Source organism: Bacillus cereus group sp. MYBK15-3 (assembly GCF_051916765.1).
GTDB lineage: Bacteria > Bacillota > Bacilli > Bacillales > Bacillaceae_G > Bacillus_A > Bacillus_A cereus.
Genome location: NZ_JBQAHG010000001.1, coordinates 853,196 through 876,662, shown reverse-complemented (window position 1 = coordinate 876,662; position 23,467 = coordinate 853,196). Strand labels below are relative to the sequence as shown.

The following is a 23,467-nucleotide window of genomic DNA, read 5'->3' as shown; positions in this document are numbered from 1 at the left end:
CTCGGTTTTATTTATTCGTATGAATTTTTCCTGGTGCTCGCTTATATTGGTGAGGTTCTTGCAATTCAAAGCCAAGTTCATTGGCCGCTATTCTCGGAAAATACGGATTGCGAAGTAATTCACGTCCGATGAAAATTAAATCTGCTTCGTTATTATTTAAAATTTGCTCTGCTTGTACTCCGGTCGTAATCAATCCAACTGCACCAGTTGCAATGTTAGCATGCTCTTTAATATGTTTGGCATATTGTACTTGATAACCGGGATACACATCAATATGTGCTGGTACAACTGCGCCAGAACTACAATCGATTAAATCTATTCCCTGTTCTTTCATCCACTTTGTATACTGAACATAATCTTGAACTGTTAACCCGTCAGGATGATAATCATTTGCTGAAATACGGACAAATAACGGCCCGTCCCAAACTTCATTTATCGAGTCAATGATTTCGCGTAAGAAACGATAGCGGTTTTCAGGTGAACCACCATATTCATCAGTCCGCTTATTGGAAAGCGGAGAAAGAAATTCATTAATAAGATAACCGTGAGCACCGTGTATTTCAATAACATCAAATCCAGCTTGTTTTGATCGTACTGCAGCTTGCTGAAAAGCTAATACGGTATCTTTAATTTGGTGTTTGCTCATTTCTATTGGCATTTTCATTGTTTCATTAAATGGAATGGCTGAAGGAGCTAACGCATCTGTTTCTAGTTCTGCTTTTCTTCCGGCGTGAGCGAGTTGAATGGCAGCTTTTGCACCATTATCATGTATAAAAGTAGTCGTTTTATGTAAGCCTTCAATTAAACTGTTATCCCAAATGCCTAAGTCTTTATTTGAAATTCGACCTTCAGGTAACACGGCTGTTGCTTCAATCATAACTAAACCAACTTGACCGGCAGCTCTTGTTCCATAATGAATGAGATGGAAATTCGTTACTTGGCCATCCCCGTTTTCCGATGAATACATGCACATAGGTGACATAACAATCCGGTTTTTTAATGTAACGTCCTTAATTGTATAAGGTGAAAAAAGTTCGGAATTCATCCAATAGCCTCCTAGATTGAATTTTCTTACATTGTATCATTCTCTTTTTTGTTTCTCTAATAAAACGCTTATACGAAAAATTTTGTATATTCGTGTTACAATGACTAATATGAACTGAATTGGAGGATGGCATATGTACCAGGCTTATTATGAAAGCGAAGTAGGTTTGCTTGAAATTACAGCGAATCAAGAAGGAATTACGTCTGTTATATTTGTTGATGAACGACAAGAAGAAAATAAAAATGAAATGATAGAACAATGTATAAATGAGTTAGATGAATATTTTAAAGGGAAAAGAAAAGAGTTTACGGTCCCGCTGTCTGCGGAGGGAACAGCATTTCAAAAAAATGTATGGGATGCACTTTATACTATTCCATACGGCGTAAGTGCTTCATATTTAGATGTTGCAGAGAAAGTTGGAAATACAAAAGCTGTACGGGCAATAGGAGGGGCAAATAGTCGGAATCCAATTTCAATAATTGTTCCATGTCACCGTGTAATAGGAAAGAGTGGAAAGCTTGTTGGATATGCTGGTGGTTTATGGAGGAAAGAGTGGTTATTAAAACACGAAGGTATTTTGAAATGACGTATGGATGGGAAGAGGGATTGTTTTGAAATGTATAAATTGTGGGCAACCTTGCGAGGAGGAACAGTTAAATTGTGCAAGTTGTCAGCGAAACTTGGATAATGAACAAGATGAAGGTAGCTCGTTAATAGATAAAGAACTAGAAGTATATGTAGGGAGACAATATCCGTATTACAAAAGGAAATGGGAACTTGAGAATAAGCGGATTGCTAGGTGGAGTTGGAATGGTTGGGCTGCTATTTTCAATATAGGCTGGCTAGGATATCGTAAGTATTATGTACCAGCTGCTTTATTTATGTTGTTATTAGTAGCGTGTGATGCATTTTCGTATTATATGGGATTTAATGTAGCGTTGCCAATCATTAATATGGTGCCTCTTACGTTTTTATTACTCATTTTTATTCTGTTTGGAATGGGGATTTTTGCAAATGGATTGTACTATCAATTTGCGGAAAGACGTATATACCGAATAAAAGCAAGAGAAATAAAAGATAAATCAGTTGAAAACTATCTAATCAATGATAGCGGCGGAACGAGCAAAATGGGAGCGACAATTGTTACTATTTTAGCAGTTGCCAGCATATTTTTTAGTCATTTCTTTTTTCCGACTGATCGAGACGTTATTCAAAAGGTTCGTACAAGCTCGCTTTATGAATATCCTTTCTTTTCAATAGGTGAATCTTTCGAAAATTATTTTCAAAATTCAGGTTGGATATATTATCGTGGAACGGAAGGGTTAGAATTAGTAGAATTCCAAGGATATAACACCGGAACGCCAAGACAAAAGGTGAAGATTCAATTTGTTGTCGATTATAAATTAGGTGAAGTGGAACCATACTCATTTATGGTTAATGGTGAATCTAAAACTGAAGAAGAGTTTTTGAAGCTGATGGAAGAAATATTTAAAGTTCAAAATCCATTTGATATAGAGGATGGATTACAAGTAAATGCTATTCAAGAAAGCGGCTGGAAAGAAATTTCCGATCGCTTTTTTCTATGTTTGTTAAAATAAATATTTAAAATAATCAGAATCTTTTGTATAATGAAATATATTATATAGGATTTAACTTATACATATAGATTGGGGGAAGGAAGAATGAAGAGAAAGACAACAACAATTGCTGCACTTGCGTTAACGACGAGTGTATTGGTTGCAGGATGTGGGAATGGTGAGAAGGCTTCGACAACGAAGAAAGAATCGAATAAGGGAATGGCAGATAAACAAGTTTTAAATTTGCTAGAAACAGCTGAAATTCCTTCAATGGATACATCTAAATCAACGGATTCTGTATCTTTCCGTGTATTTGTAAATGCAATGGAAGGTTTATATCGTCTAGATAAAGATAATAAACCAACACCAGGTATGGCAAAAGATGTGAAGATTAGTGAAGATAAAAAGACATATACATTTGAATTACGTGATGCGAAATGGTCAAATGGTGATCCAGTTCGAGCACAAGATTTTGTATATGCATGGCAACGTACATTAGACAAAGCAATAGCGGCAGAATATGCATTCATTTTATTTGATGTGAAAAATGCACAGAAAGTAAATAAAGGTGAATTACCATTAGATCAATTGGGTGTTAAAGCGAAGGATGATAAAACGTTGGTAGTAGAATTAGAGCAACCAGCACCTTATTTTCTTGAGCTTACGTCGTTCCCTACATTTTTCCCATTAAATGAAAAATATGTGAAAGAGCAAGGAGATAAATACGGATTAGAAGCAGATAAATTAGTATATAATGGACCATTTACAATGAGTCAATGGAAACATGAACAAAATTATCAGTTAAAGAAAAATCCTAATTATTGGGATAAAGATACTGTAAAGTTAGACGAAATTAATGTAAGTATTGTGAAGGAAACAAGCACGGGAGTAAATTTATATGATAGTGATCAAGCAGATCGAGTTATTTTAACTTCTGAATTTGTTGATAAATATAAAAAGAATAAACCAGATGAATTTAAAACGAAGTTAGACCCGCGTATGTATTTCTTACGCTTTAATCAAAAAAATGCAACATTTAAAAACCAAAAAGTACGTGAAGCGATTGATTTAGCATACGATAAAAAAGGAATTGCTGATGTCATTTTAAATGACGGTTCATTGCCAGCATATTTCTTAGTACCTGAAAAATTCACGACAGGTCCGGATGGAAAAGATTTCCGCTCTGTAAATAAAAACTTCCGTGATAGTAAAGATAACGCAGAGAAAGCAAAAAAATTATGGGAAGAAGCGAAGAAAGAGCTTGGTCAAGATACAATTACGGTTGAATTACTAAACGATGATAACGGTAGCCGTAAAAAAGTAGGCGACTTTATTAAGGAAGAACTAGAGAAAAACTTGCCTGGTATTAAAGTGAATTTGAAACAGCAACCATACAAGCAGAAGCTAGATTTAGAAAAGAAATTCCAATATGAATTCTCATTATCTGCATGGAGCCCTGATTATCCGGATCCAATGACTTATATTGATATGTTTGTTACTGGAAGCTCATTTAATGAAATGGATTATTCTAATCCGAAGTATGATGATTTAGTAGCGAAATCAAAAGGAGAGCTATTAAAAGATGATAAAGCACGCTGGAATGCACTTGCGGAAGCTGAAAAAATCTTAATTGGTCAAGACGCAGCAATTTCTCCTACGTACCAACAAAGTACAGCTTATTTAGAGAAGCCATTTGTAAAAGGCATTGCTAACCATACGTTTGGCGGGGACTTCAGTTATAAATGGGCATATATTACAAAAAAATAGTATAATAAAAGATGAGTGAATTTTCGCTCATCTTTTATTTGTATAAGGAGGAATTATAGTTGTTAAGAGGAATCAATCATATTTGTTTTTCGGTATCTAATTTAGAAAACTCTATTATGTTTTATGAAAAAGTATTAGAAGGAGAATTATTAGTTAAAGGAAGAAAATTAGCTTATTTTAACATATGTGGAGTATGGATAGCGCTTAATGAAGAGACGCATATTCCGAGAAATGAGATTCATCAATCTTATACGCACATTGCATTTTCTGTTGAACAAGAAGACTTTAAATGTCTAATACAGCGATTAGAAGAAAATGATGTTCATATTTTACAAGGAAGAGAACGTGATGTAAGGGATTGCGAATCTATATACTTTGTTGATCCTGACGGTCATAAATTTGAGTTTCACTCAGGGACACTGCAAGACCGTTTAAATTATTATAGAGATGAGAAACCTCATATGAAATTTTATTAGGAGGGATAGCATTTGCATGCACTTGTAATTGGTGGAACAGGAATGCTAAAGAAAGTTTCTATGTGGCTTTGTGAGAAACGATTTTATGTTTCTATTATCGGGCGAGATGAAGTGAAATTAGAAAATGTTAAGCGAATGAGTTCTGCACCAGAAAATATTACATGCCTTTCGTTAGATTATTATAATGATGAAGATGTAAAGCTGGCTATTAAAAGTACAATTAAGAAAAATGGCCCGATCACATTAGTTGTTGCATGGGTACACACAAGTGCAAAGCATGCACTATCAAATATTTGTAAAGAACTAGATTTGTCGTCTAAAACATATAGTTTATTTCATATTTTAGGTAATAAAGCATCACGTATGCCTGCACAAAAAATAGGGAGTACGCGATGTATTTATCATAGAATTATTTTAGGGTTTATTTTAGAAGATACATATGGAAGATGGCTTACTCATGAAGAGATAGCTGATGGAGTTATAAAAGGGATTGAAAGTAAACGAGCGGAGTGGATTGTAGGGAGAGTTGAACCGTGGGAATTACGACCAATATGGTGAGGGGGAGTATGAAATGAAAACAACTATATATGTAACAAGGCATGGTGAAACAGAGTGGAATGTAGCGAAGCGAATGCAGGGACGGAAAAATTCTGCTTTAACTGAAAATGGTATAGTTCAGGCGAAACAATTAGGGAATCGAATGAAAGATTTACCAATCCATGCGATTTATAGTAGTCCGAGCGAAAGAACACTTCATACGGCAGAGTTAATAAAGGGGGAACGTGATATACCCATTATAGCGGATGAGCATTTCTATGAAATCAACATGGGTATATGGGAAGGACAAACAATCGCAGATATAGAAAAGCAATTTCCAGAAGAAGTACATCTGTTTTGGAATGAGCCACATCTTTTTCAGGCAACATCAGGCGAAAATTTTGAGGCCGTTTATGAAAGAGTAATTGAAGGTATGCAGCTTCTTTTAGAGAAGCATAAAGGACAAAACATATTGATTGTTTCTCATGCGGCAGCAGCAAAATTACTTGTAGGGCATTTCGCGGGAATTGAAATAGAAAATGTGTGGGATGATCCATTTATGCATAGTGCCAGTTTGAGCATAATAGAATTTGAAGAGGGTATTGGTAAAGTGAAACAATTTGCAGATATAAGTCACTTTCAATAAATGTAAAAAAGGCCGCAAAACGGCCTTTTTTTGGGTGGTATAAAAACTAGCAGTTACGTTTTTTATACCAGAAGTGATCGAATTTCTTATTTTTGCAAGATGGGAATTTATGTCCGCCTTTGCAATCATTCCATTTGTGTCCGCTATCGTGACAGTCTTTACCATGATCACATGAATCATCGCAAGAGTGACCGTGTCTGTTAGGGAAGAATTCGCATTTTTTACAGAAACTTCGTTTTGTCCAGAAAAATTTCTTTTCAAAGCGTATGCATTTTGTAATGAATGTACAATGTTTTCTGCGAGTACGTTTTGTAACTAATACGCATTCTTTTCTACGCGTTACTTTCGTAACGAACGTCCATTTTTGAACACGTACACGTGTACATTTCGTAACAAATGTCCATTTTTTTACATGCGTACATTTTGTAACGAACGTACAATGTTTCACGCGAGTACATCTTGTTCTAGGACATTTACCCCCAGTTGTACATTTACATCCAGTTGTACAATGATGATGAGTGAATTTATCATCATCGCACTCAAATGTACTTGGATCTTGGTGTAAGAAATCCTCCATCCCAGCACTTTTGATTTCTTCGACAGCTTTTCTAATATCACGTTTCATAGAAATCCTCCTTATCATGTATTAAAGTGAAAAGGTATTCTTTTTCCTTAACATGATATGTATGTAGGCATCTTTCTGAACAGGACAAGAGTGTAATTTTATATAAATAGATGATTGCGGATGTATGGACAAGACAAGGCGCATACATTGAATGAAGAGAACTGAGAAGGGATGAGAAAACATGCTGCCTTCATATGATTTTTTTGTTCATCCAATGTACTTAGTGGAATTGAAAAAGGACATTTGGTCAGATAGTCCAGTACCAGCAAAATTGACTTATGGAAAAAAGAAGTATGATATTGATATCGTATACAGAGGAGCTCATATTCGCGAATTTGAGAAAAAGTCTTATCATGTTATGTTTTATAAGCCTAAAAAATTTCAAGGTGCGAAAGAGTTTCATTTGAATTCGGAGTTTATGGATCCGTCTCTCATACGAAATAAATTATCTTTAGATTTTTTTCATGATATTGGTGTACTTTCGCCAAAATCACAACATGTATTTATAAAAATTAATGGTCAAATTCAAGGTGTGTATTTACAGTTAGAATCGGTTGATGAAAATTTTTTGAAAAATAGAGGATTACCGAGTGGTTCTATTTATTATGCGATAGATGATGATGCGAATTTTTCATTAATGAGTGAACGAGATAAAGATGTTAAGACAGAGCTCTTTGCGGGTTATGAATTTAAATATTCGAATAAAAATAGTGAAGAACAGCTGAGTGAATTTGTATTTCAAGCGAATACTTTGACGAGGGAAGCCTATGAAAAAGAGATTGGGAAGTTTCTACATGTAGATAAATATTTACGATGGTTAGCAGGAGTTATTTTTACGCAAAACTTTGATGGTTTTGTTCATAACTATGCACTATATCATAACGATGAAACAAATTTATTTGAAGTTATACCGTGGGATTATGATGCGACTTGGGGGCGAGATGTACAAGGGAGACCGCTTAATCATGAATATATTCGTATTCAAGGTTATAATACGTTGAGTGCAAGATTGCTAGACATACCTGTATTTAGAAAGCAGTATCGAAGTATTTTAGAAGAAATATTAGAAGATCAATTTACAGTTTCGTTTATGAGGCCGAAAGTAGAAGGGTTGTGTGAATTGATTCGTCCATATTTACTACAAGATCCATACATGAAAGAAAAATTAGAAACATTTGATCAAGAGGCTGATATGATTTATGAATATATAAATAAGAGAAGAAAGTATATACAAGACCACTTACATGAATTGGATTAATTTTGAAAGAGATTGAAACGTTATCAATCTCTTTTTTTTTGTATAATAAAGATGTATCAATAAAAATGAAGTAATATATTTGATAGAGAATGGGGATGCGGATATATGACGATTAAATGGATTGATTGGGTAAAACAAATACAATCTATAGCTCAAGCAGGTTTAACGTATTCTAAGGATGTGTATGATATTGAACGTTTCCAGCAATTACGAGATATTTCTATTTCAATGATGTCACATTACACGAAAACAGATTGGGAAATCGTAGAGAAGTTATTTGCAAGTGAGACAGGCTATCAAACACCTAAAGTTGATATAAGAGCGGTTGTTTTTCAAAATGAAAAGTTATTATTTGTGAAAGAAAAAAGCGATGGGAAATGGGCATTGCCAGGTGGATGGGCTGATGTCGGTTATACGCCAACCGAAGTTGCAGCAAAAGAAGTTTTCGAAGAGACTGGTTATGAGGTAGATCATTTTAAGTTACTAGCTATATTTGATAAAGAAAAACATCAACCATCTCCATCGGCGACGCATGTATATAAGATTTTCATTGGATGCGAGATTATTGGTGGAGAAAAGAAAACTAGCATTGAAACAGAAGAGGTGGAGTTTTTTGGTGAAAATGAATTGCCTAATTTATCAATTGCTAGAAATACAGAAGACCAAATTAAAGAGATGTTTGCCTACATGAAAGACCCGCAGAAAGAGAAATTAATAGATTAATCCTGCTTGAATTGTACATATTGTTAAAATGAAGATATTGGCAGATTGCAGCCTTTATGTAATAATGGGATGGTATGTGAAGAAAAAAGGAGATAAAAAAGAACATGTTAGCAAACATAATAGATCAGTTATTGCAATTTTTTGCAAGCTTAGGTTACTTTGGAGTAGCTCTTGCTTTAATGATTGAAGTAATCCCGAGTGAAATTGTACTTTCGTATGCTGGCTTTTTAGTAGCAAATGGTAAAATTAGTTTTGTGGGTGCAGTTATCGCCGGAACGATTGGTGGTACTTTAGCGCAAATCTTTTTATACTGGCTTGGATACTACGGAGGGCGTCCGGTTGTAGAGAAATATGGGAAATATCTACTTATTAATAAACATCATTTAGACATAGCGGAAGGTTGGTTTAAGCGTTATGGAGCAGGCGTAATATTTTCTGCGCGCTTTATCCCAGTAGTGCGTCATGCGATCTCTATTCCAGCAGGACTAGCTAAGATGCCATTAAAACTATTTACACTTTATACGGTTGTAGCGATCATTCCATGGTCAATTCTATTTATATACTTAGGTGAAAAACTTGGTGGGAATTGGCGACAAATTAAAGAGTATGCATCTGATTACACACATTACATAATTATAGGAGCTGTTCTTTTTATTGCTCTATACTTTGGTTTAAAGTATTTCAAAAAGAAAAAAGCAGCGCGTTAAAGTCAATGATAATTCATTGGCTTTTTTTGTTTGTTTCGGTTCTAAAGAAAAGGAGTTGTCCATAATGTGTAATAATAAAGCGTAGCGGAGGAATGTGATGAAAGGGTCACCGTTTATACGTGGAACGATATTTTTAACGATGGCAACGATGATATCAAAAATGTTAGGGTTTATATATGTTATACCATTTACAGCGATGGTCGGTACGAGTGGTTACGTTCTATACACATACGCATATCGTCCTTATACCATCATGCTCAGCATAGCAACAATGGGATTACCGCTAGCTGTTTCAAAGATGGTATCAAAATATGATCAACTGAATGATTATCATACGGTTAAGAGAGTGTTGAAAAGTGGAATCGTGTTTATGTTTATAATGGGAGTCATTTCGTGTTTTACGTTATATATGCTAGCTCCGCATTTAGCTAAACTTGTCATCGATGGGAATGATCAAACGGGGAATAGTGTAGGAGCGGTTACTACTAATATTCGAATTGTAAGTTTTGCGTTAATACTTGTGCCAGTAATGAGTTTATTAAGGGGCTTCTTTCAAGGATTCCAATCGATGGGGCCTTCTGCATTAAGTGTAGTTGTGGAGCAATTTTTTCGGGTTTTAACCATTTTAATAGGAAGCTTTGTTGTTTTATATGTTTTAAAAGCTTCTGTTTCGCTAGCAGTTGGTATTTCAACGTTCGGTGCCTTTATGGGAGCTGTAGGTGGATTAACTGTTTTAAGTGCGTATTATATGAGAAGGAGAAGGCACTTAAAGAAAAAAGAAATGGCAAGTATACCACAAACAACGAAATCTTTTTTCTCGCTTTATAAGGAGCTCTTTACATATTCTATTCCATTTGTTGTAGTAGGCTTAGCAATTCCGTTGTATCAGACGATTGATACATTTACAATTAATAAACTACTTATACAGATAGGGTATATGCAAGGCGAAGCGGAAAAAATTAATGCAATAATTGGCCTTGTTCAAATGGTTGTGCTTATCCCGGTATCCGTTGCGACAGCTTTTAGTATGTCTCTCGTACCAGAGATGACGAAAGCTTATACAGCAGGAAATACGAAGCTATTGTACAAACATTTTACGAGAACAAATGTATTAGTAGTAGCGATTACGGTACCGGCGGCAATTGGAATGATGGTGTTAGCCAAGCCTGTATATACCCTTTTATTTGGTGCTGGAAATGATCCAGAGATGGGGAGAATCATTTTACAGTATTATGCTCCTGCTTGCATACTATTTTCTCTTTTTACAGTAACGGCTGCTATGCTACAAGGAATCAATCAACAGCAGAAGACGGTGCTAGGACTAGTGATTGGAATTATTGTGAAGATAGTTTTAAATATTGTATTGCTTCCGTATTTCGATTATGTAAGTTTTATCATTTCAACATACGCGGGCTATACGATTTCAGTTGGGTTTAACTTGTGGATGCTTTCTAAATATGTTATAAAGGCAACATAAGCTTTTAAGGCAGAGAGCACTCTGTCTTTTTCTATGTTTATCCCGCTCTAACGGGCAGTAAGATCCTCATCTCAAAATTCAGCGAAAGAAAAGAAGTTTGGTTGGGGGCGGGCAGCCCGTAAAAGCCCGATTGGTGAGGGCTGAAAATCAGTGGGGGATGAAGTCCCCACTGATTAAAGTTTCACTTTATAATATTTTTCTTATAAAAACGTTTTCAAAATAATTTTTCTATTGAAATTTAAACGTATGTTTCATATGCTGAGAATGGCGGTTTAAAAACTGTGATTTAAGAGAGGTAGATTCCTACATGTAAAAAGAATCGGGGTGATAGTATGTTAAATATATATTTAACAGACCGAAACGGAAAACTACAAGAGATTGAGGAAATGCAAAAGGGGTGCTGGATTAATGTACTTCATCCAACAGAAGAAGAAATTCAATATCTAGTACAAACTTTAAATGTAGACTTAGATTTCATTAAAGACCCTTTGGATGATGAAGAACGCTCTCGTATTGAAAAGGAAGACAATAATACTTTAATTATCGTCGATATTCCGACAGTTAGACATGACGAAGAAGGAAATTCGATTTATGACACGATTCCAATAGGTATGATTGTGATGCCGGATTGTTTTGTTACAATCTGCTTAGAAGAGAATCCAATTTTTGAACGTTTTATTAATCAACGTATTAAAGAATTTTATACGTTTAAGAAGACGCGCTTTGCACTTCAGCTCTTATATACGATTTCTACTTATTATTTAAGATACTTAAAGCAAATAAATCGAAAAACAATTGATTTAGAGCATCAATTAAATCAGTCAATGAAAAATAAAGAGATTTTCACATTGTTAGGCCTTGAGAAAAGCTTAGTATACTTTACAACGTCATTAAAGGCTAATAAAATTGTAATTCAAAAGTTAATGCGTAATAGTACATTTTTAAAAATGTATGAAGACGATCAAGATTTATTAGAAGATGTATTAATTGAAAATAAACAGGCTATTGAAATGGCGGAAATATATAGTCATATTTTAAGTGGAATGATGAATACTTTTAGCTCCGTTATATCAAATAATTTAAATAGTGTTATGAAACTGTTAACGTCAATTACGATCATTTTATCTTTACCGACGATGGTTTCTAGTTTCTTTGGAATGAACGTAAAGGTTCCGTTTGAAGGAGAAGCCCACGGTTTTGTAATTGTACTCATCATATGTGTAACACTATCTTTCACGTTAGCTTTTGTTTTTTGGAAGAAACGTTACTTTTAAAGATAAGAAAGCTGCTCTAGCATAGTTATACAACTACGCTAGAGCAGCTTTTTTGCTATGAAATCTCAAATTTTGAATAGAATATAACTTGTACAATGTAATGTATATAAAGGGTATGTATTCCATATAAGCCTTGTTCAATTAATGAAATGGGGTTAAAATTACATATTGTTAATGAAAAGTTGGAGGAAATACATCATGGAATTGTTTCAATTACCGAAAGCATTCCTGCAAATGAATACAATTTTTATCTCCATATTGATCGAAGCACTTCCTTTCGTGCTCATTGGTGTATTTATTTCAGGATTCATTCAAATGTTCGTGACAGAAGATATGGTGGCAAAATGGATGCCGAAAAACCGATTTCTGTCTGTTTTATTAGCTACTTTTTTAGGTATGTTGTTTCCGGGCTGTGAATGTGGAATTGTTCCGATTGTAAGACGATTAATTGGAAAAGGTGTTCCACCATACGCAGGGATTGCATTTATGTTAACTGGACCTATTATTAATCCAGTTGTATTATTTGCTACTTATGTTGCCTTTGGGAGTAGTATGCACATGGTATGGTATCGTTCTATTGTAGCGATTATCGTAGCCATTATCGTTGGAATTATATTATCCTTTATGTTTAAAGAACATCAATTAAGAGATGATCACTTCCCAGAAGTGAATAATAAGCGTCCACTGCGTAAAAAAATGTGGGATGTATGTACACACGCTGTTGAGGAATTCTTCTCAATGGGAAAATATTTAGTACTAGGTGCGTTAATTGCAGCAGCGGTACAAACGTTTGTACAAACTTCAACACTTCTTGCTATTGGACAAGGTCCGTTTTCTTCATCAGCTGTTATGATGGGACTTGCTTATATATTATCACTTTGTTCAGAGGCAGATGCATTTATCGCTTCTTCGTTCCAAAGTACGTTTTCAACAGCTTCACTTGTCGCGTTCCTCGTTTACGGACCGATGGTGGATATTAAAAATATGTTTATGATGCTTGCGACATTTAAAACGAAATTTGTAATTGTTGTTATAGTTACAGTTACTCTTGTTGTTTATGCAAGCTCACTACTCATTTATGCGATGGGGTGGTAGGTTATGTTTCGAGCATATATATTATTAGGTTTTACAATATTAATTGCGCAGCTTCATATTTCTGGTAACATTACGAAGTATATCAATATGAAGTATGCCTATTTATCAACAACAGCAGCAATTATTTTAGGTTTCTTAACGATTATACAAATTATCGTCGTTTTCCAAAAAGAGCACCAAAAGGAAAAAGAGAAAAATGATTGCAGTTGCGACCATAGCCATTGCGGGCATGATCATTCAAAAGATGAGAATACATGGTGGAAAAAAGCATTTTCGTACTCATTGTTTTGTTTTCCAATTATCTCAGGGTTATTTTTCCCAATTGCGACGCTAGATTCGGATATTGTTAAAGCGAAGGGCTTTCACTTTCCTGTTGCACAAGCAGAAAGTAAGGATCCATTTATGACAAGACAATTCCTAAGACCTGATACGAGCATTTATTACGGGAAAGAAGGATACCGCGGTGTAATGGAAAAAGGGAAGAAAGAGTTTGTTACGAAAGACAATATTAATTTGAAAGATGAAGACTTCCTAAAGGGTATGGAAACAATTTATAATTATCCTGGCGAGTTTACTGGGAAAAAATTATCTTTTAAAGGGTTTGTTTTTAGAGATGATTCTTCTAAAAAAGAACAATACTTCTTATTCCGTTTCGGTATTATACATTGCGTAGCAGATTCTGGTGTGTATGGTATGTTAGTGAAAAAACCAGAAGGCGTAGAGTGGAATAATGATGACTGGATTCAAGTAGAAGGAGAGATAACTACTGAGTTTTATCAGCCGTTTCATGCGAATATTCCTGTATTAGAAGTAACAAAATGGAATAAAGTTGAACAGCCGAAAGAACAATATGTATTTAGAGGAGCCGATTGATAAAATCGGTTCTTTTTTGTGGACTAAAAGTTCTGAATGTTGTTAATATTAAACGTGTAGTTCATTTAGTATAGTGATTATTGAAATATTAGGGATAGATCATTAAAGGGGTGATAACAATGACAGAAGTAAAGGGGAAAACAGCCAATGAGTCAAGGGTGTTCAAAACGAGCCGAGTCTTCCCAACAGATTTAAATGATCATAACACGCTATTTGGTGGGAAGATATTAGCGGAGATGGATATGGTTGCTTCTATTTCAGCATCCAGACATTCAAGAAAGGAATGTGTCACAGCATCTATGGACTGGGTCGATTTCTTACATCCTGTTCGTTCTTCAGATTGTGTTAGTTATGAATCTTTCGTAATTTGGACGGGAAGAACTTCGATGGAAGTGTTTGTGAAGGTAGTGGCTGAAGATTTAATTTCAGGTGAGAAGCGTATAGCGGCAACGTCATTCGTTACTTTTGTGGCACTTAGTAAGGAAAATAATCCAGTTCCAGTACCGCGTGTTATCCCTGAAACCGAAGAAGAGAAAGAATTACATCGTATTGCTGTGTTACGTGCAGAACAGCGTCATATACGTAAGGCAGAGAGTAAGAAAGTAGCCACATTGTTAACCTTTTGAGATGAATATTTAGCCATTTAAGTTACTATAGCAGTCGGAAATGGTTTTAAAATGAAAAGCGGACACCTAAAAATAGGTGTCCGCTTTTATAGTTTTTTCATCCACATATCATATGACAGTAGCTACTTAGCAGAAGCAAGCAGCACCGACGATGATTAAGAGGATAAATAATACGACTAATAGCGCAAATCCATTACCATGTGCGAAGCCCATTGTTATTTCCTCCTTTTATTTTAAGATACAACATACAATATGCAAATGAGCTATTGTTTGATATGGACATATATCATGCAATGACATATTTTCTTGAATGATAATGTAATAAAAAAGGGAAGATATAGAAATAACAGTAAGTGGAGAAAGGAATTTATCCATGAAGCACTTTTTCGCTATAATCCTTTGTTTAATAGGTGTATTCATTTGGATGAACATCGATGTGGAAATGGGGAAGGAAATGGCTAGTGAATATGAATTAGGACAAGTTCGATTAGGGGAATTTCAACTATATACGAACGGTGAAGAGTTATATAGAAAATTATTTGACGATATAAACGATGCAGAAAAGTATATATATATCCATTTTTATATTGTAGGAAAAGACGAAATAAGCCAAGAGTTTTTACAGTTATTAGAGAAAAAAGCATCTAGCGGAGTAGAAGTGAAATTGTCAGTCGATCGGGTAGGCGGATATAAGCTGAAGAAAAAGGTAATTAGCCGATTAAAAGAAAACGGTGTGAAGTTTACATTTAGTAAAAAACCGAAACTGAAAAATATGTTCTATTCTTTGCATCAACGAAATCATAGACGTATTGTTACGATAGATGGAAAGGTATCATACGTCGGTGGCTTTAATATCGGAAAGGAGTACCTTGGACAAAATCCAAAGTTTGGGCCATGGCGTGATTATCACGTGCGTATCCATGGTGAGGGTGCAGCGGATATGGAAAGAAAGTTCGCCGAAGATTGGAAAGAAGATACAGGAGAAAAAATGCCTATACATGAAAGTATACCTACATTAGGGAATGTGAAATATCAATATTTATTTTCAAATGGAAAAGGCTTATGGGAAAAATATGGAGCACTATTAAAGCAGGCTAAAAAGTCTTTAATTATCGCTACACCATATTTTGTACCAAGTAAAGAAATGGTGAAAGAGTTAAAAGCTGCATTAAATCGTGGTGTTAATGTGAAAATTCTCGTGCCATTTAAAAGTGATGCCATATTGTTAAAACAAGCTGCCTATCCATATTTGAAAGATATGTTACATGCTGGAGCGGAGATTTATCAATATCGAAATGGATTTTTTCATGGGAAAGTAACAATCATTGATGGAGAAATTGTTGATATTGGGACAGCGAATTTTGATAATAGAAGTTTTTATTTAAATTGCGAGTCTAACTGTATCATATATGATAAAACCGTTGTTGATGAAGTATGGAGTCGATTACAGGTAGACTTTCATAAATCAAAACGATTTTCTGAAGAAGATTTTGAGAAAATTAGTAGATGGGATTGGTTTTTAGCAAGAATAGCGAATGTTTTAGCATCATATTTATAGTATATGGACAAAAGAGAAGGGAGGCGCTTTAATGGACTGTATGAAAGAATTAATGAGATATAGTTATATGCTAATATACAAGGTTGGAGAGTATGCTGGAAAGGTCAGAGACGAAGAATTAAAAAATCTATTACAGCACCATTTACCATATATGTTACAAGCATATAATGAACAAGTAAATTTTCAAGAAGGAGAGAATGTGCAGCATATAACCTGTGAAACAACGGAGTTTGATTTGCATGAAATGGAAAAGGAAACAGTTAGTAAATATACAGGGGATATTCATATTGCAACCAGTTATATTGCGCACTTGAAACGATTAGCTTTAAAGTTTGCTCAAGTTGCAGTGGAAGTTGCTAATCCAGAGTTTCGCTCATTTTTGGAAAATTGTTTCCTGAAAATGAACCGTTACGCTTATAGTGTGTGGCAATATGTTATGAAGAAGGAATATAAGATTACACATCTATATGAAAATGAAAAGTTTGCATGAGAAACTAAGGCGAAATGGTATGCGCCTTAGTTTTTTTACGTCCATTGAGAGAAAAAACTAGTTTTATTGTGTATCGATTGGAAATGAAATAAAATCAGGTTTTGTTATCAGAAGATTTACAAAAATTTACCGTATATTTACTGTTTTTCAATCTCTCCTTTAAAAATAGAGAGTAATATGAGGTTGTACATATTCTATCACAAGGAGGAAACGCAAATGAATAAATGGGTTAAATCATTAACTGCTATGGCACTTGCAAGTTCTTTATTAATGGTAGGTTGTAGTAAAGGTGAGGACAAGAAGAAAGAAGACGACACAACAACACAACAAGAGGATAAAAAGGATAAAGAAACAAGCGGAACCGAGAAGTCTACTGATTCTAAAGAAAAGAAATAAAGTAATAATAAAGCTTCCTCTCATATATGAGGAAGCTTTTTTGTTGTAAATTGACTGAGATTATTGAAAAATAGAAAGAGAATGAAAGAGGGGGAAAACAAATGAAAGTATGTATATTGGGAGCAACAGGACGAGTAGGTTCAAACATAATTAATTTAGCATTAAAGGATTCAGCTGAAGTGACTGCATTAGCGCGTGATTTAAATAGAATAGAAATACAACATGAAAGGCTACGAGTGATAGAAGGTAATGTATTGAACGAAAATGATATAAAGAAAGTGATAGAAGGAAGCGATATAGTAATTAGTACACTTGGAACGGATCAAAATGGAACATTAGGGAAGAGTATGCCACAAATCATTAAGCAAATGGAAGAAGAAGGGGTTCGTAGAATCATAACAATAGGAACAGCTGGTATTTTACAAGCAAGAACAAATCTAAATTTATATCGTTTTCAATCAACGGAATCAAAAAGGAAAACGACAACGGCAGCGGAAGATCATTTGGCTGCATATAAAGTACTAAGTAATAGTAATAATTTATGTTGGACAGTTGTTTGTCCGACACATTTAATAGATGGTGAGGCGACAGAGGTATATCGAACTGAAAAAGATATATTGCCAGAGGGTGGATCAAAAATTACAGTGGGTGATACAGCACACTTTGCATGGGATCTATGTAAGAAAAACATATATGAAAATAGTCGAGTAGGTATTGCATATTAAAAAACCATCCCGAAGTCGGGATGGTTAAAAGATGATATAACACAAGAAGATGATAATCATAATGATTTGGAGAATTGCTTTCGCTACTGTACTGCTTAAAAAACCAACTACAGTAGCGACTCCAACTAGAAAGGCATCTTTTGGCGCTTTTTTATGCACTAGTTCTGTTATAAATACTGATAAGAACGGTATGATAATAAGTCCGAATGGTGGGAAGAAGAACGATCCGACAATGATAGAAATCATTCCGACACGTTCGCCCCATTTAGAACTACCGTATTTTTTTAAGAAATATCCATTTGCAATAAAATCAGCAACGAAAATGAAAAGAGTGAAAATGACTTGAATAATCCAAAAAGAAGTTGTTAATTCGCCTCCATTTATACCGAAATGGTAAATCAAATATCCAGCCCAGACAGCTAGTATGCCAGGGATAATTGGATAAATAAAGGCGAGAAATGAAACAATGAAACAGGCAATGATACAAATTGTTAATAAAACAGTCACTTTATAGCTCCTTTTTAATATCTAGTTTATGTACAGCAACTTTTTTGACTTGATGTCCATCAAGTTCTAATACTTTAAATTGAAAACCAGCATATTCAATGGAATAGCCAGCTTCAATATTTAAGTCAACTGCTTGAGAAAGAAGCCATCCTCCGATTGTATCTAAATCACTATCATCAATATGTAGGCCAAACATATCATTTACTTCAGAAATAAGCACCTTTCCATCTAAAACAGTAAGCTTAGGTGTACGCTTTTCAATCATAGGTGATTCATCCGCATCGAATTCATCTTGAATTTCTCCAATGATTTCCTCAAGAATATCTTCCATTGTTAAAAGTCCGGCAGTACCACCATATTCATCCATAACGATTGCCATCTGAACGCGATTTTTTTGAAGATGGACTAACGTTTTACGAATTGGAACTGTTTCAAATACAGTTAGAACAGGATGTATATAAGATTCAAGTGGTTTATAAATACCTTTCGTTTGATCATGGAATACTTCTTTCGTATTGATCATCCCAATGATATCATCTTTATCTTTTTCGATAATTGGATAGCGTGTATATTTTTCAGTAGCGACGATATCCATATTTTCTTCTAACGTATTTTCAGTAGATAAGCAAATCATTTCGGTACGAGGAACCATAATTTCTTTTGCAACTCGATCATCAAATTCAAAAATGTTATTTACATATTTATATTCGGTTTGGTTTATTTCACCGCTTTTAAAACTTTCACCTAAAATGAGTCGCAATTCCTCTTCAGAATGAGCAAGTTCACTTTCTTTCGCAGGTTCTAATCCAAGTAATTTTGTGAAAAATATAGCAGTACTATTGAGTAGCCAAATGAATGGGTACATAATTTTATCAAATAAAATAAGCGGTCTTGCAAATTTGAGTGTGATTGCTTCTGCTTTTTGAATTGCGAAAGACTTTGGAACTAATTCACCTAATACAACGTGGAAAAATGTAATAACACTAAAAGCAATAACAAAAGATAAAGTGTTAGCCATTGTTCCAGTAATATTAATTTTTTCAAAGAGCGGTCGTAGTATATGTTCCACAGTCGGTTCACCAAGCCAACCAAGCCCTAAAGAAGTGATTGTAATTCCGAGCTGACAAGCTGATAAATAAACATCTAAATTAGATAGGACGCTTCTTGCAGCTAAAGCTTGTTTATTACCTTCATTTGCAAGTTGGTCAATTCGACTTTTTCGTACTTTTACAACAGCGAATTCTGATGCAACGAAAAAGCCAGAAATAAGAATAAGTACAAAGATGAGAAAAATATTTAATATGTCCAAGCGTGTTCTCCATTCCAAGGTTTGGAATAAAGATGTCACCTCCTGCAATTATGTTATACTTTTATAATAAATCCAAATGAAAAGAATAGTCAAAGGAAAAGGGTAAATATTGGTATGTTTCTGTAATAGTTTTTGAATTTGCTGTTATTTTGTCCGCTATACAAAAGGAATAACCCCCTACTTTTAGATTATAGAGGGTTATTTTAAATTAAGGTTTCGGAACACTTCTCGTTAAAGTGTATGACTGTTGCTTGGAGTAGTTTGTGGTCCATAGTGTTTGAAGGAAAGAAAGTATGCTATATGGGATATAGAGTAGTAATAAGCCGATTGTAACAATTATGGGTGAATTTCCGCCAAATTGAACGATAAATTGTAACAGTCCATTTGCATGAAAAACGCATTCCATAAAAACGAATGAAAGAATAATGGAACCTAAAATTGATTTATGATTCGAAGTAAGCGCCAAAAACAATGTATCCACAAGAAAAGAATCATGTTTTATTTCATATTCATTTGTGTTTTTTAAGAAAGGAATCCATTTTTTTACTGCTTGCATAACGATAATCATGGAAGTACTACATACGATGATAAATGATGAGTAGTAAGGAAGGTTTATAAATTGTGCGACGTATAGAAGTAGTAATAAGACTGAACATTGTAATACCACAGTACAAAAAGAGTAAGGAATCCATTTCAATACAGTAGTAAACTTTTTAAACGAGTTAGGTACTTTGAAAAATAAATGGCCGATACCCAAACTTATGAAAAATCCGATCGCAAGGGTAAAAGTAAAACGAACAATCGATATAAAATATATTTCCCATATGTAAGGGAATAATGGTGTTGAATGATTAGAAGTATGTATCATTTGGTTTGCTGAGAAAAAGATAGATTCATGCATCCAATCAACCTTTGGAATTGATATAGAAGAAAGCTGTGCGAAGTTTTGAAAAATGCTAATAAATCCATTTTGATAAGAATAATTGTGTGTAATAAAAAGAGCTGGAATAGGACTTATGGAAAAAATAACAATAATACCAATTATAAATTTACATATATGTGAGCGTAATAAGGACATATAACCACCTACTCTTAGAATATTCAGAAAATTCTTATTCTTATTTTAGCTTTTTTTGAAAGAAGTTACAATATATTTTTCATTCAGTAATTCAGAGAGAAGATTTGATAGCAAAAATATGCAAGTGAAGGATTCATGAATAAATTATGACAAGAAAATGAATAATTTTCAGAAAAATAAAATAAATTATTTATTTTTTTCTGAAAATATAATATAGTTATGGCACAGAAAGTATTTTAACATAAGGAGGCTTTTTATGAGGATTAAAGGGAATTACGTGCCGAAAAGGGAAGTTTTACTGTGCTCAAGTTCGATTACGATAGGGGAAGCGTTAGAGCATTTAAATAAAACGGGGTATCGTTGTGTACCAGTTTTAGATGAAAAAAAAGAGAAATTTTTAGGGAATATATATAAAGTAGATATTTTAGAATATAAAGGATCACTTGATGAGAGTGTAATACAATTATTAAACGATAAAGAAGGATTTGTGAGAGAAGATTCATCTTTCTTTAAAGTATTTTTTACAATAAAAAAATTGCCTTATTTATCAGTAGTTGATGAAAAAGGGGTTTTCCTTGGAATTTTAACGCATAAAAAAGTTTTTGAGTTATTAGAGGATGCATGGGGTGTTCACTCTAGTAAATACTCTGTCATGATTGGAACGCAAGACTATAATGGAGCAATCCAAAAGTTATCGACAGTTTTAAAGAAATACACTGGTATTCAAAGTTTGATGACTTTTGATAATGATGCCTTATTAGTTCGTAGAATTATGTTTACATTAGGAGAAGAGTTTAACGACGGTGAATTAGAGACATTATTGAAAGATTTAGAAGATCACGGATTTAGAGTTGTGTATGTGGAAGAGATGAAAAATCCACGCGAAGTTGAAACGATAGAGTAACATACAAAAGCCATCTAAATTATATTAGATGGCTTTTGTATGTTACGTGTATAAAGTTATTTGAAAATAACGATCGAATAATAGGTGAGATTATAACAATATTTGTGTAAGAGAATAAAAAATGTAGATAATTTCGATTTTCAAAAAAATCAATTTGAAAATATGTTTTTATTTTGCAACTAAATATGTTACTATATGTGTGATAAAAACAAAGAGGTCTGACAACTATACTCCACGTAATAACACTCTAATGATTTAAAAATTCAAAAAAATCAAAAATTAAAATAATAATTATATTAATGATTAGAGTAAAAATAAGGGGAATGGAGAAATTATGGAGAAAGACACTGCTTTGTAAGGGGCATATTTTATCATCTTGAGCAGAGAGGAGGATGCATAGCATATTGTAAAATATAGAGATAAACAATGAAAAAGTGCTATGCAAATGAAGAGCATGAAGGGACGTTTAAGGCCAGGTGATACGGTAGCAATTGGTTTAATGCTATTTGCATTATTTTTAGGAGCAGGAAATTTAATTTTTCCGCCAGTTTTAGGTCAACAAGCAGGAGAGAATGTTTGGATTGCTACAATAGGATTCCTTGTAACGGGAGTCGGATTACCCCTACTAGCTGTAACAGCTGTCGCGTTTGTAGAGGGGGACTTGAAAGCGCTATCTTCTAGAGTCCACCCTATATTTGCGTTTATTTTCCCATTGATTAGTTATTTAGCAATTGGACCATTTTTCGCGATTCCTCGTACTGGAGCTGTTTCGTTTGAAATGGGTATGAAGCCTTTTTTATCAGAGGCAATGGTTTCAGAGTGGTACATGCTATTTCTTTTCACGATAGTTTTCTTCGGAATAACGTGGTATTTATCATTAAATCCATCTAAATTAGTGGATTGGTTCGGAAAGTTTCTTACACCATTATTAGTATTAATTGTGGCTGTTATTGTCGGAAAGGCAATTATTGATCCAATTGGAGAGCCAGCTGCGCCGTTAGCTGCTTACAAAGAAAATGCTTTCTTTGGTGGATTTATTCAAGGATATTTAACGATGGATGCAATTAGCGCGCTCGTATTCGGAATTGTCGTTGTACAAGTTATCCGCTCTAAAGGGATAAAAGAGAGTAGTCAAATTGCAAAAATAACAGTAGTATCAGGTATTATTGCTGTACTTGGTTTAACGTTAATTTATTTATCACTTGCTTATCTTGGTTCAACAAGTACATCACTTGGTATCTCAGAAAACGGTGGTCTTATTTTAACGAATGTTGTAAATGAGCTATATGGGACGAGTGGTAAAATTTTATTAGGGCTTGTTATTATACTCGCTTGTTTAACAACTTCTGTTGGGTTAACATCTGCGTGTGCGGGTTTCTTTACAAACTTATTCCCAAAACTTTCGCATAAAACGATTGTAACAATGGTATGTGTATTTAGTTTAATTGTATCTAACCTAGGTTTAACACAATTAATCGCAGTAACATTACCTGTGTTAATGATCATTTATCCAGTTGCAATCGTATTAATTGTACTTTCGTATTTCCATAAGTGGATTGGGAAGCGTAATACAATTTATATTGGAGCTATTTTAGGTGCATTGTTAATTAGTTTCTTTAACGGTTTAGAAAGTGCGAAAATTAAAATTGACGCGATTTCTAATGTACTACAAATGTTACCGTTATATAACGAAGGAATCGGATGGTTAATTCCATCATGTATTGGCGGGATTCTCGGTTTCTTCTTCTATAAATCAAATGAATCAAGTGAATTACAAAAGAAAGGTGCTTAGGC

26 protein-coding genes are annotated in these 23,467 nt (G+C 34.2%); 20 read left to right on the top strand and 6 right to left on the bottom strand.

What is annotated here, in order from left to right; all coding sequences use genetic code 11:
* Positions 1 to 7: 7 nt before the first annotated feature.
* Positions 8 to 1,045 (bottom strand): NADPH dehydrogenase NamA, encoded by a 1,038-nt coding sequence (gene namA, locus ACTFR8_RS04460; RefSeq protein WP_001083647.1) that lies wholly within the window; start codon positions 1,043 to 1,045, stop codon positions 8 to 10.
* Between the two features lie 133 nt (positions 1,046 to 1,178).
* Here namA and ACTFR8_RS04455 point away from each other — a divergent pair, with 133 nt between their 5' ends.
* From ACTFR8_RS04455 to ACTFR8_RS04430, 6 genes are all read left to right on the top strand, one after another.
* A complete protein-coding gene (locus ACTFR8_RS04455) occupies positions 1,179 to 1,631 on the top strand; it encodes a methylated-DNA--[protein]-cysteine S-methyltransferase (RefSeq protein WP_000283915.1) in 453 nt (150 codons plus the stop codon).
* A gap of 7 nt (positions 1,632 to 1,638) precedes the next feature.
* Complete coding sequence (locus ACTFR8_RS04450) at positions 1,639 to 2,643, top strand: DUF2628 domain-containing protein (protein WP_002196418.1); 1,005 nt, start codon at positions 1,639 to 1,641, stop codon at positions 2,641 to 2,643.
* 84 nt (positions 2,644 to 2,727) lie between these two features.
* Positions 2,728 to 4,389: a peptide ABC transporter substrate-binding protein gene (locus tag ACTFR8_RS04445; protein WP_000824274.1), complete on the top strand. Its 1,662-nt coding sequence runs from the start codon at positions 2,728 to 2,730 to the stop codon at positions 4,387 to 4,389.
* Positions 4,390 to 4,448: 59 nt separating this feature from the next.
* Positions 4,449 to 4,865 (top strand): FosBx1 family fosfomycin resistance bacillithiol transferase, encoded by a 417-nt coding sequence (fosB, locus tag ACTFR8_RS04440; protein WP_000943767.1) that lies wholly within the window; start codon positions 4,449 to 4,451, stop codon positions 4,863 to 4,865.
* A 12-nt stretch (positions 4,866 to 4,877) separates the two neighbouring features.
* The gene (locus ACTFR8_RS04435; RefSeq protein ID WP_000543128.1) at positions 4,878 to 5,423 is read left to right on the top strand and encodes a short-chain dehydrogenase; all 546 of its coding nucleotides are present in this window, start codon (positions 4,878 to 4,880) and stop codon (positions 5,421 to 5,423) included.
* A 13-nt stretch (positions 5,424 to 5,436) separates the two neighbouring features.
* On the top strand, positions 5,437 to 6,048 hold the full coding sequence (locus ACTFR8_RS04430) for a phosphoserine phosphatase 1 (RefSeq protein ID WP_000858825.1): 612 nt from the start codon (positions 5,437 to 5,439) through the stop codon (positions 6,046 to 6,048).
* A 46-nt stretch (positions 6,049 to 6,094) separates the two neighbouring features.
* Here ACTFR8_RS04430 and exsB read toward each other — a convergent pair whose 3' ends face one another.
* Entirely contained in the window at positions 6,095 to 6,673 is a 579-nt protein-coding gene (exsB, locus tag ACTFR8_RS04425; RefSeq protein WP_000817498.1) for an exosporium protein ExsB, read from the bottom strand.
* Between the two features lie 181 nt (positions 6,674 to 6,854).
* Between exsB and cotH the strand changes: the two genes are divergently transcribed.
* The 8 genes from cotH to ACTFR8_RS04385 all read left to right on the top strand — a co-directional run bounded on the left by cotH (position 6,855) and on the right by ACTFR8_RS04385 (position 14,706).
* Positions 6,855 to 7,931 carry a spore coat protein CotH gene (gene cotH, locus ACTFR8_RS04420; RefSeq protein WP_000937999.1) on the top strand — a complete coding sequence of 359 codons (1,077 nt, stop codon included), beginning with the start codon at positions 6,855 to 6,857 and terminating at the stop codon, positions 7,929 to 7,931.
* Positions 7,932 to 8,036: 105 nt separating this feature from the next.
* On the top strand, positions 8,037 to 8,654 hold the full coding sequence (locus ACTFR8_RS04415) for an NUDIX hydrolase N-terminal domain-containing protein (protein ID WP_000153576.1): 618 nt from the start codon (positions 8,037 to 8,039) through the stop codon (positions 8,652 to 8,654).
* A gap of 104 nt (positions 8,655 to 8,758) precedes the next feature.
* Entirely contained in the window at positions 8,759 to 9,361 is a 603-nt protein-coding gene (locus ACTFR8_RS04410) for a DedA family protein (RefSeq protein ID WP_000880691.1), read from the top strand.
* 97 nt (positions 9,362 to 9,458) lie between these two features.
* Positions 9,459 to 10,838 (top strand): putative polysaccharide biosynthesis protein, encoded by a 1,380-nt coding sequence (locus tag ACTFR8_RS04405; RefSeq protein WP_000678847.1) that lies wholly within the window; start codon positions 9,459 to 9,461, stop codon positions 10,836 to 10,838.
* Positions 10,839 to 11,170: 332 nt separating this feature from the next.
* A complete protein-coding gene (locus tag ACTFR8_RS04400) occupies positions 11,171 to 12,112 on the top strand; it encodes a magnesium transporter CorA family protein (protein ID WP_000932389.1) in 942 nt (313 codons plus the stop codon).
* A gap of 198 nt (positions 12,113 to 12,310) precedes the next feature.
* Entirely contained in the window at positions 12,311 to 13,207 is an 897-nt protein-coding gene (locus ACTFR8_RS04395; protein WP_000418716.1) for a permease, read from the top strand.
* A gap of 3 nt (positions 13,208 to 13,210) precedes the next feature.
* Complete coding sequence (locus ACTFR8_RS04390; RefSeq protein ID WP_000488043.1) at positions 13,211 to 14,080, top strand: TIGR03943 family putative permease subunit; 870 nt, start codon at positions 13,211 to 13,213, stop codon at positions 14,078 to 14,080.
* A 119-nt stretch (positions 14,081 to 14,199) separates the two neighbouring features.
* Positions 14,200 to 14,706, top strand: a complete 507-nt coding sequence (locus ACTFR8_RS04385; protein WP_000141164.1) for an acyl-CoA thioesterase — start codon at positions 14,200 to 14,202, stop codon at positions 14,704 to 14,706.
* Positions 14,707 to 14,832: 126 nt separating this feature from the next.
* On the opposite strand, the gene ACTFR8_RS04380 is transcribed toward ACTFR8_RS04385, so the two are convergent.
* Complete coding sequence (locus tag ACTFR8_RS04380) at positions 14,833 to 14,919, bottom strand: YjcZ family sporulation protein (RefSeq protein WP_000505094.1); 87 nt, start codon at positions 14,917 to 14,919, stop codon at positions 14,833 to 14,835.
* Positions 14,920 to 15,079: 160 nt separating this feature from the next.
* Here ACTFR8_RS04380 and cls point away from each other — a divergent pair, with 160 nt between their 5' ends.
* The 4 genes from cls to ACTFR8_RS04360 all read left to right on the top strand — a co-directional run bounded on the left by cls (position 15,080) and on the right by ACTFR8_RS04360 (position 17,875).
* Entirely contained in the window at positions 15,080 to 16,264 is a 1,185-nt protein-coding gene (cls, locus tag ACTFR8_RS04375) for a cardiolipin synthase (RefSeq protein WP_002004934.1), read from the top strand.
* A 31-nt stretch (positions 16,265 to 16,295) separates the two neighbouring features.
* On the top strand, positions 16,296 to 16,754 hold the full coding sequence (locus ACTFR8_RS04370) for a spore coat protein (protein ID WP_000340542.1): 459 nt from the start codon (positions 16,296 to 16,298) through the stop codon (positions 16,752 to 16,754).
* 216 nt (positions 16,755 to 16,970) lie between these two features.
* A complete protein-coding gene (locus tag ACTFR8_RS04365; protein WP_001045960.1) occupies positions 16,971 to 17,150 on the top strand; it encodes a hypothetical protein in 180 nt (59 codons plus the stop codon).
* Between the two features lie 101 nt (positions 17,151 to 17,251).
* The gene (locus ACTFR8_RS04360) at positions 17,252 to 17,875 is read left to right on the top strand and encodes an NAD(P)-dependent oxidoreductase (protein WP_000861655.1); all 624 of its coding nucleotides are present in this window, start codon (positions 17,252 to 17,254) and stop codon (positions 17,873 to 17,875) included.
* A 24-nt stretch (positions 17,876 to 17,899) separates the two neighbouring features.
* On the opposite strand, the gene ACTFR8_RS04355 is transcribed toward ACTFR8_RS04360, so the two are convergent.
* From ACTFR8_RS04355 to ACTFR8_RS04345, 3 genes are all read right to left on the bottom strand, one after another.
* Positions 17,900 to 18,382 carry a DUF456 domain-containing protein gene (locus ACTFR8_RS04355; RefSeq protein ID WP_000217334.1) on the bottom strand — a complete coding sequence of 161 codons (483 nt, stop codon included), beginning with the start codon at positions 18,380 to 18,382 and terminating at the stop codon, positions 17,900 to 17,902.
* A gap of 1 nt (position 18,383) precedes the next feature.
* Positions 18,384 to 19,691 (bottom strand): hemolysin family protein, encoded by a 1,308-nt coding sequence (locus ACTFR8_RS04350; RefSeq protein ID WP_000353738.1) that lies wholly within the window; start codon positions 19,689 to 19,691, stop codon positions 18,384 to 18,386.
* Positions 19,692 to 19,899: 208 nt separating this feature from the next.
* Positions 19,900 to 20,769 carry a hypothetical protein gene (locus ACTFR8_RS04345; protein WP_000055263.1) on the bottom strand — a complete coding sequence of 290 codons (870 nt, stop codon included), beginning with the start codon at positions 20,767 to 20,769 and terminating at the stop codon, positions 19,900 to 19,902.
* Between the two features lie 256 nt (positions 20,770 to 21,025).
* Between ACTFR8_RS04345 and cbpA the strand changes: the two genes are divergently transcribed.
* A complete protein-coding gene (cbpA, locus tag ACTFR8_RS04340) occupies positions 21,026 to 21,673 on the top strand; it encodes a cyclic di-AMP binding protein CbpA (RefSeq protein WP_001220526.1) in 648 nt (215 codons plus the stop codon).
* Between the two features lie 454 nt (positions 21,674 to 22,127).
* The gene (gene brnQ4, locus ACTFR8_RS04335) at positions 22,128 to 23,465 is read left to right on the top strand and encodes a branched-chain amino acid transport system II carrier protein BrnQ4 (protein ID WP_011110049.1); all 1,338 of its coding nucleotides are present in this window, start codon (positions 22,128 to 22,130) and stop codon (positions 23,463 to 23,465) included.
* Positions 23,466 to 23,467: the final 2 nt, after the last annotated feature.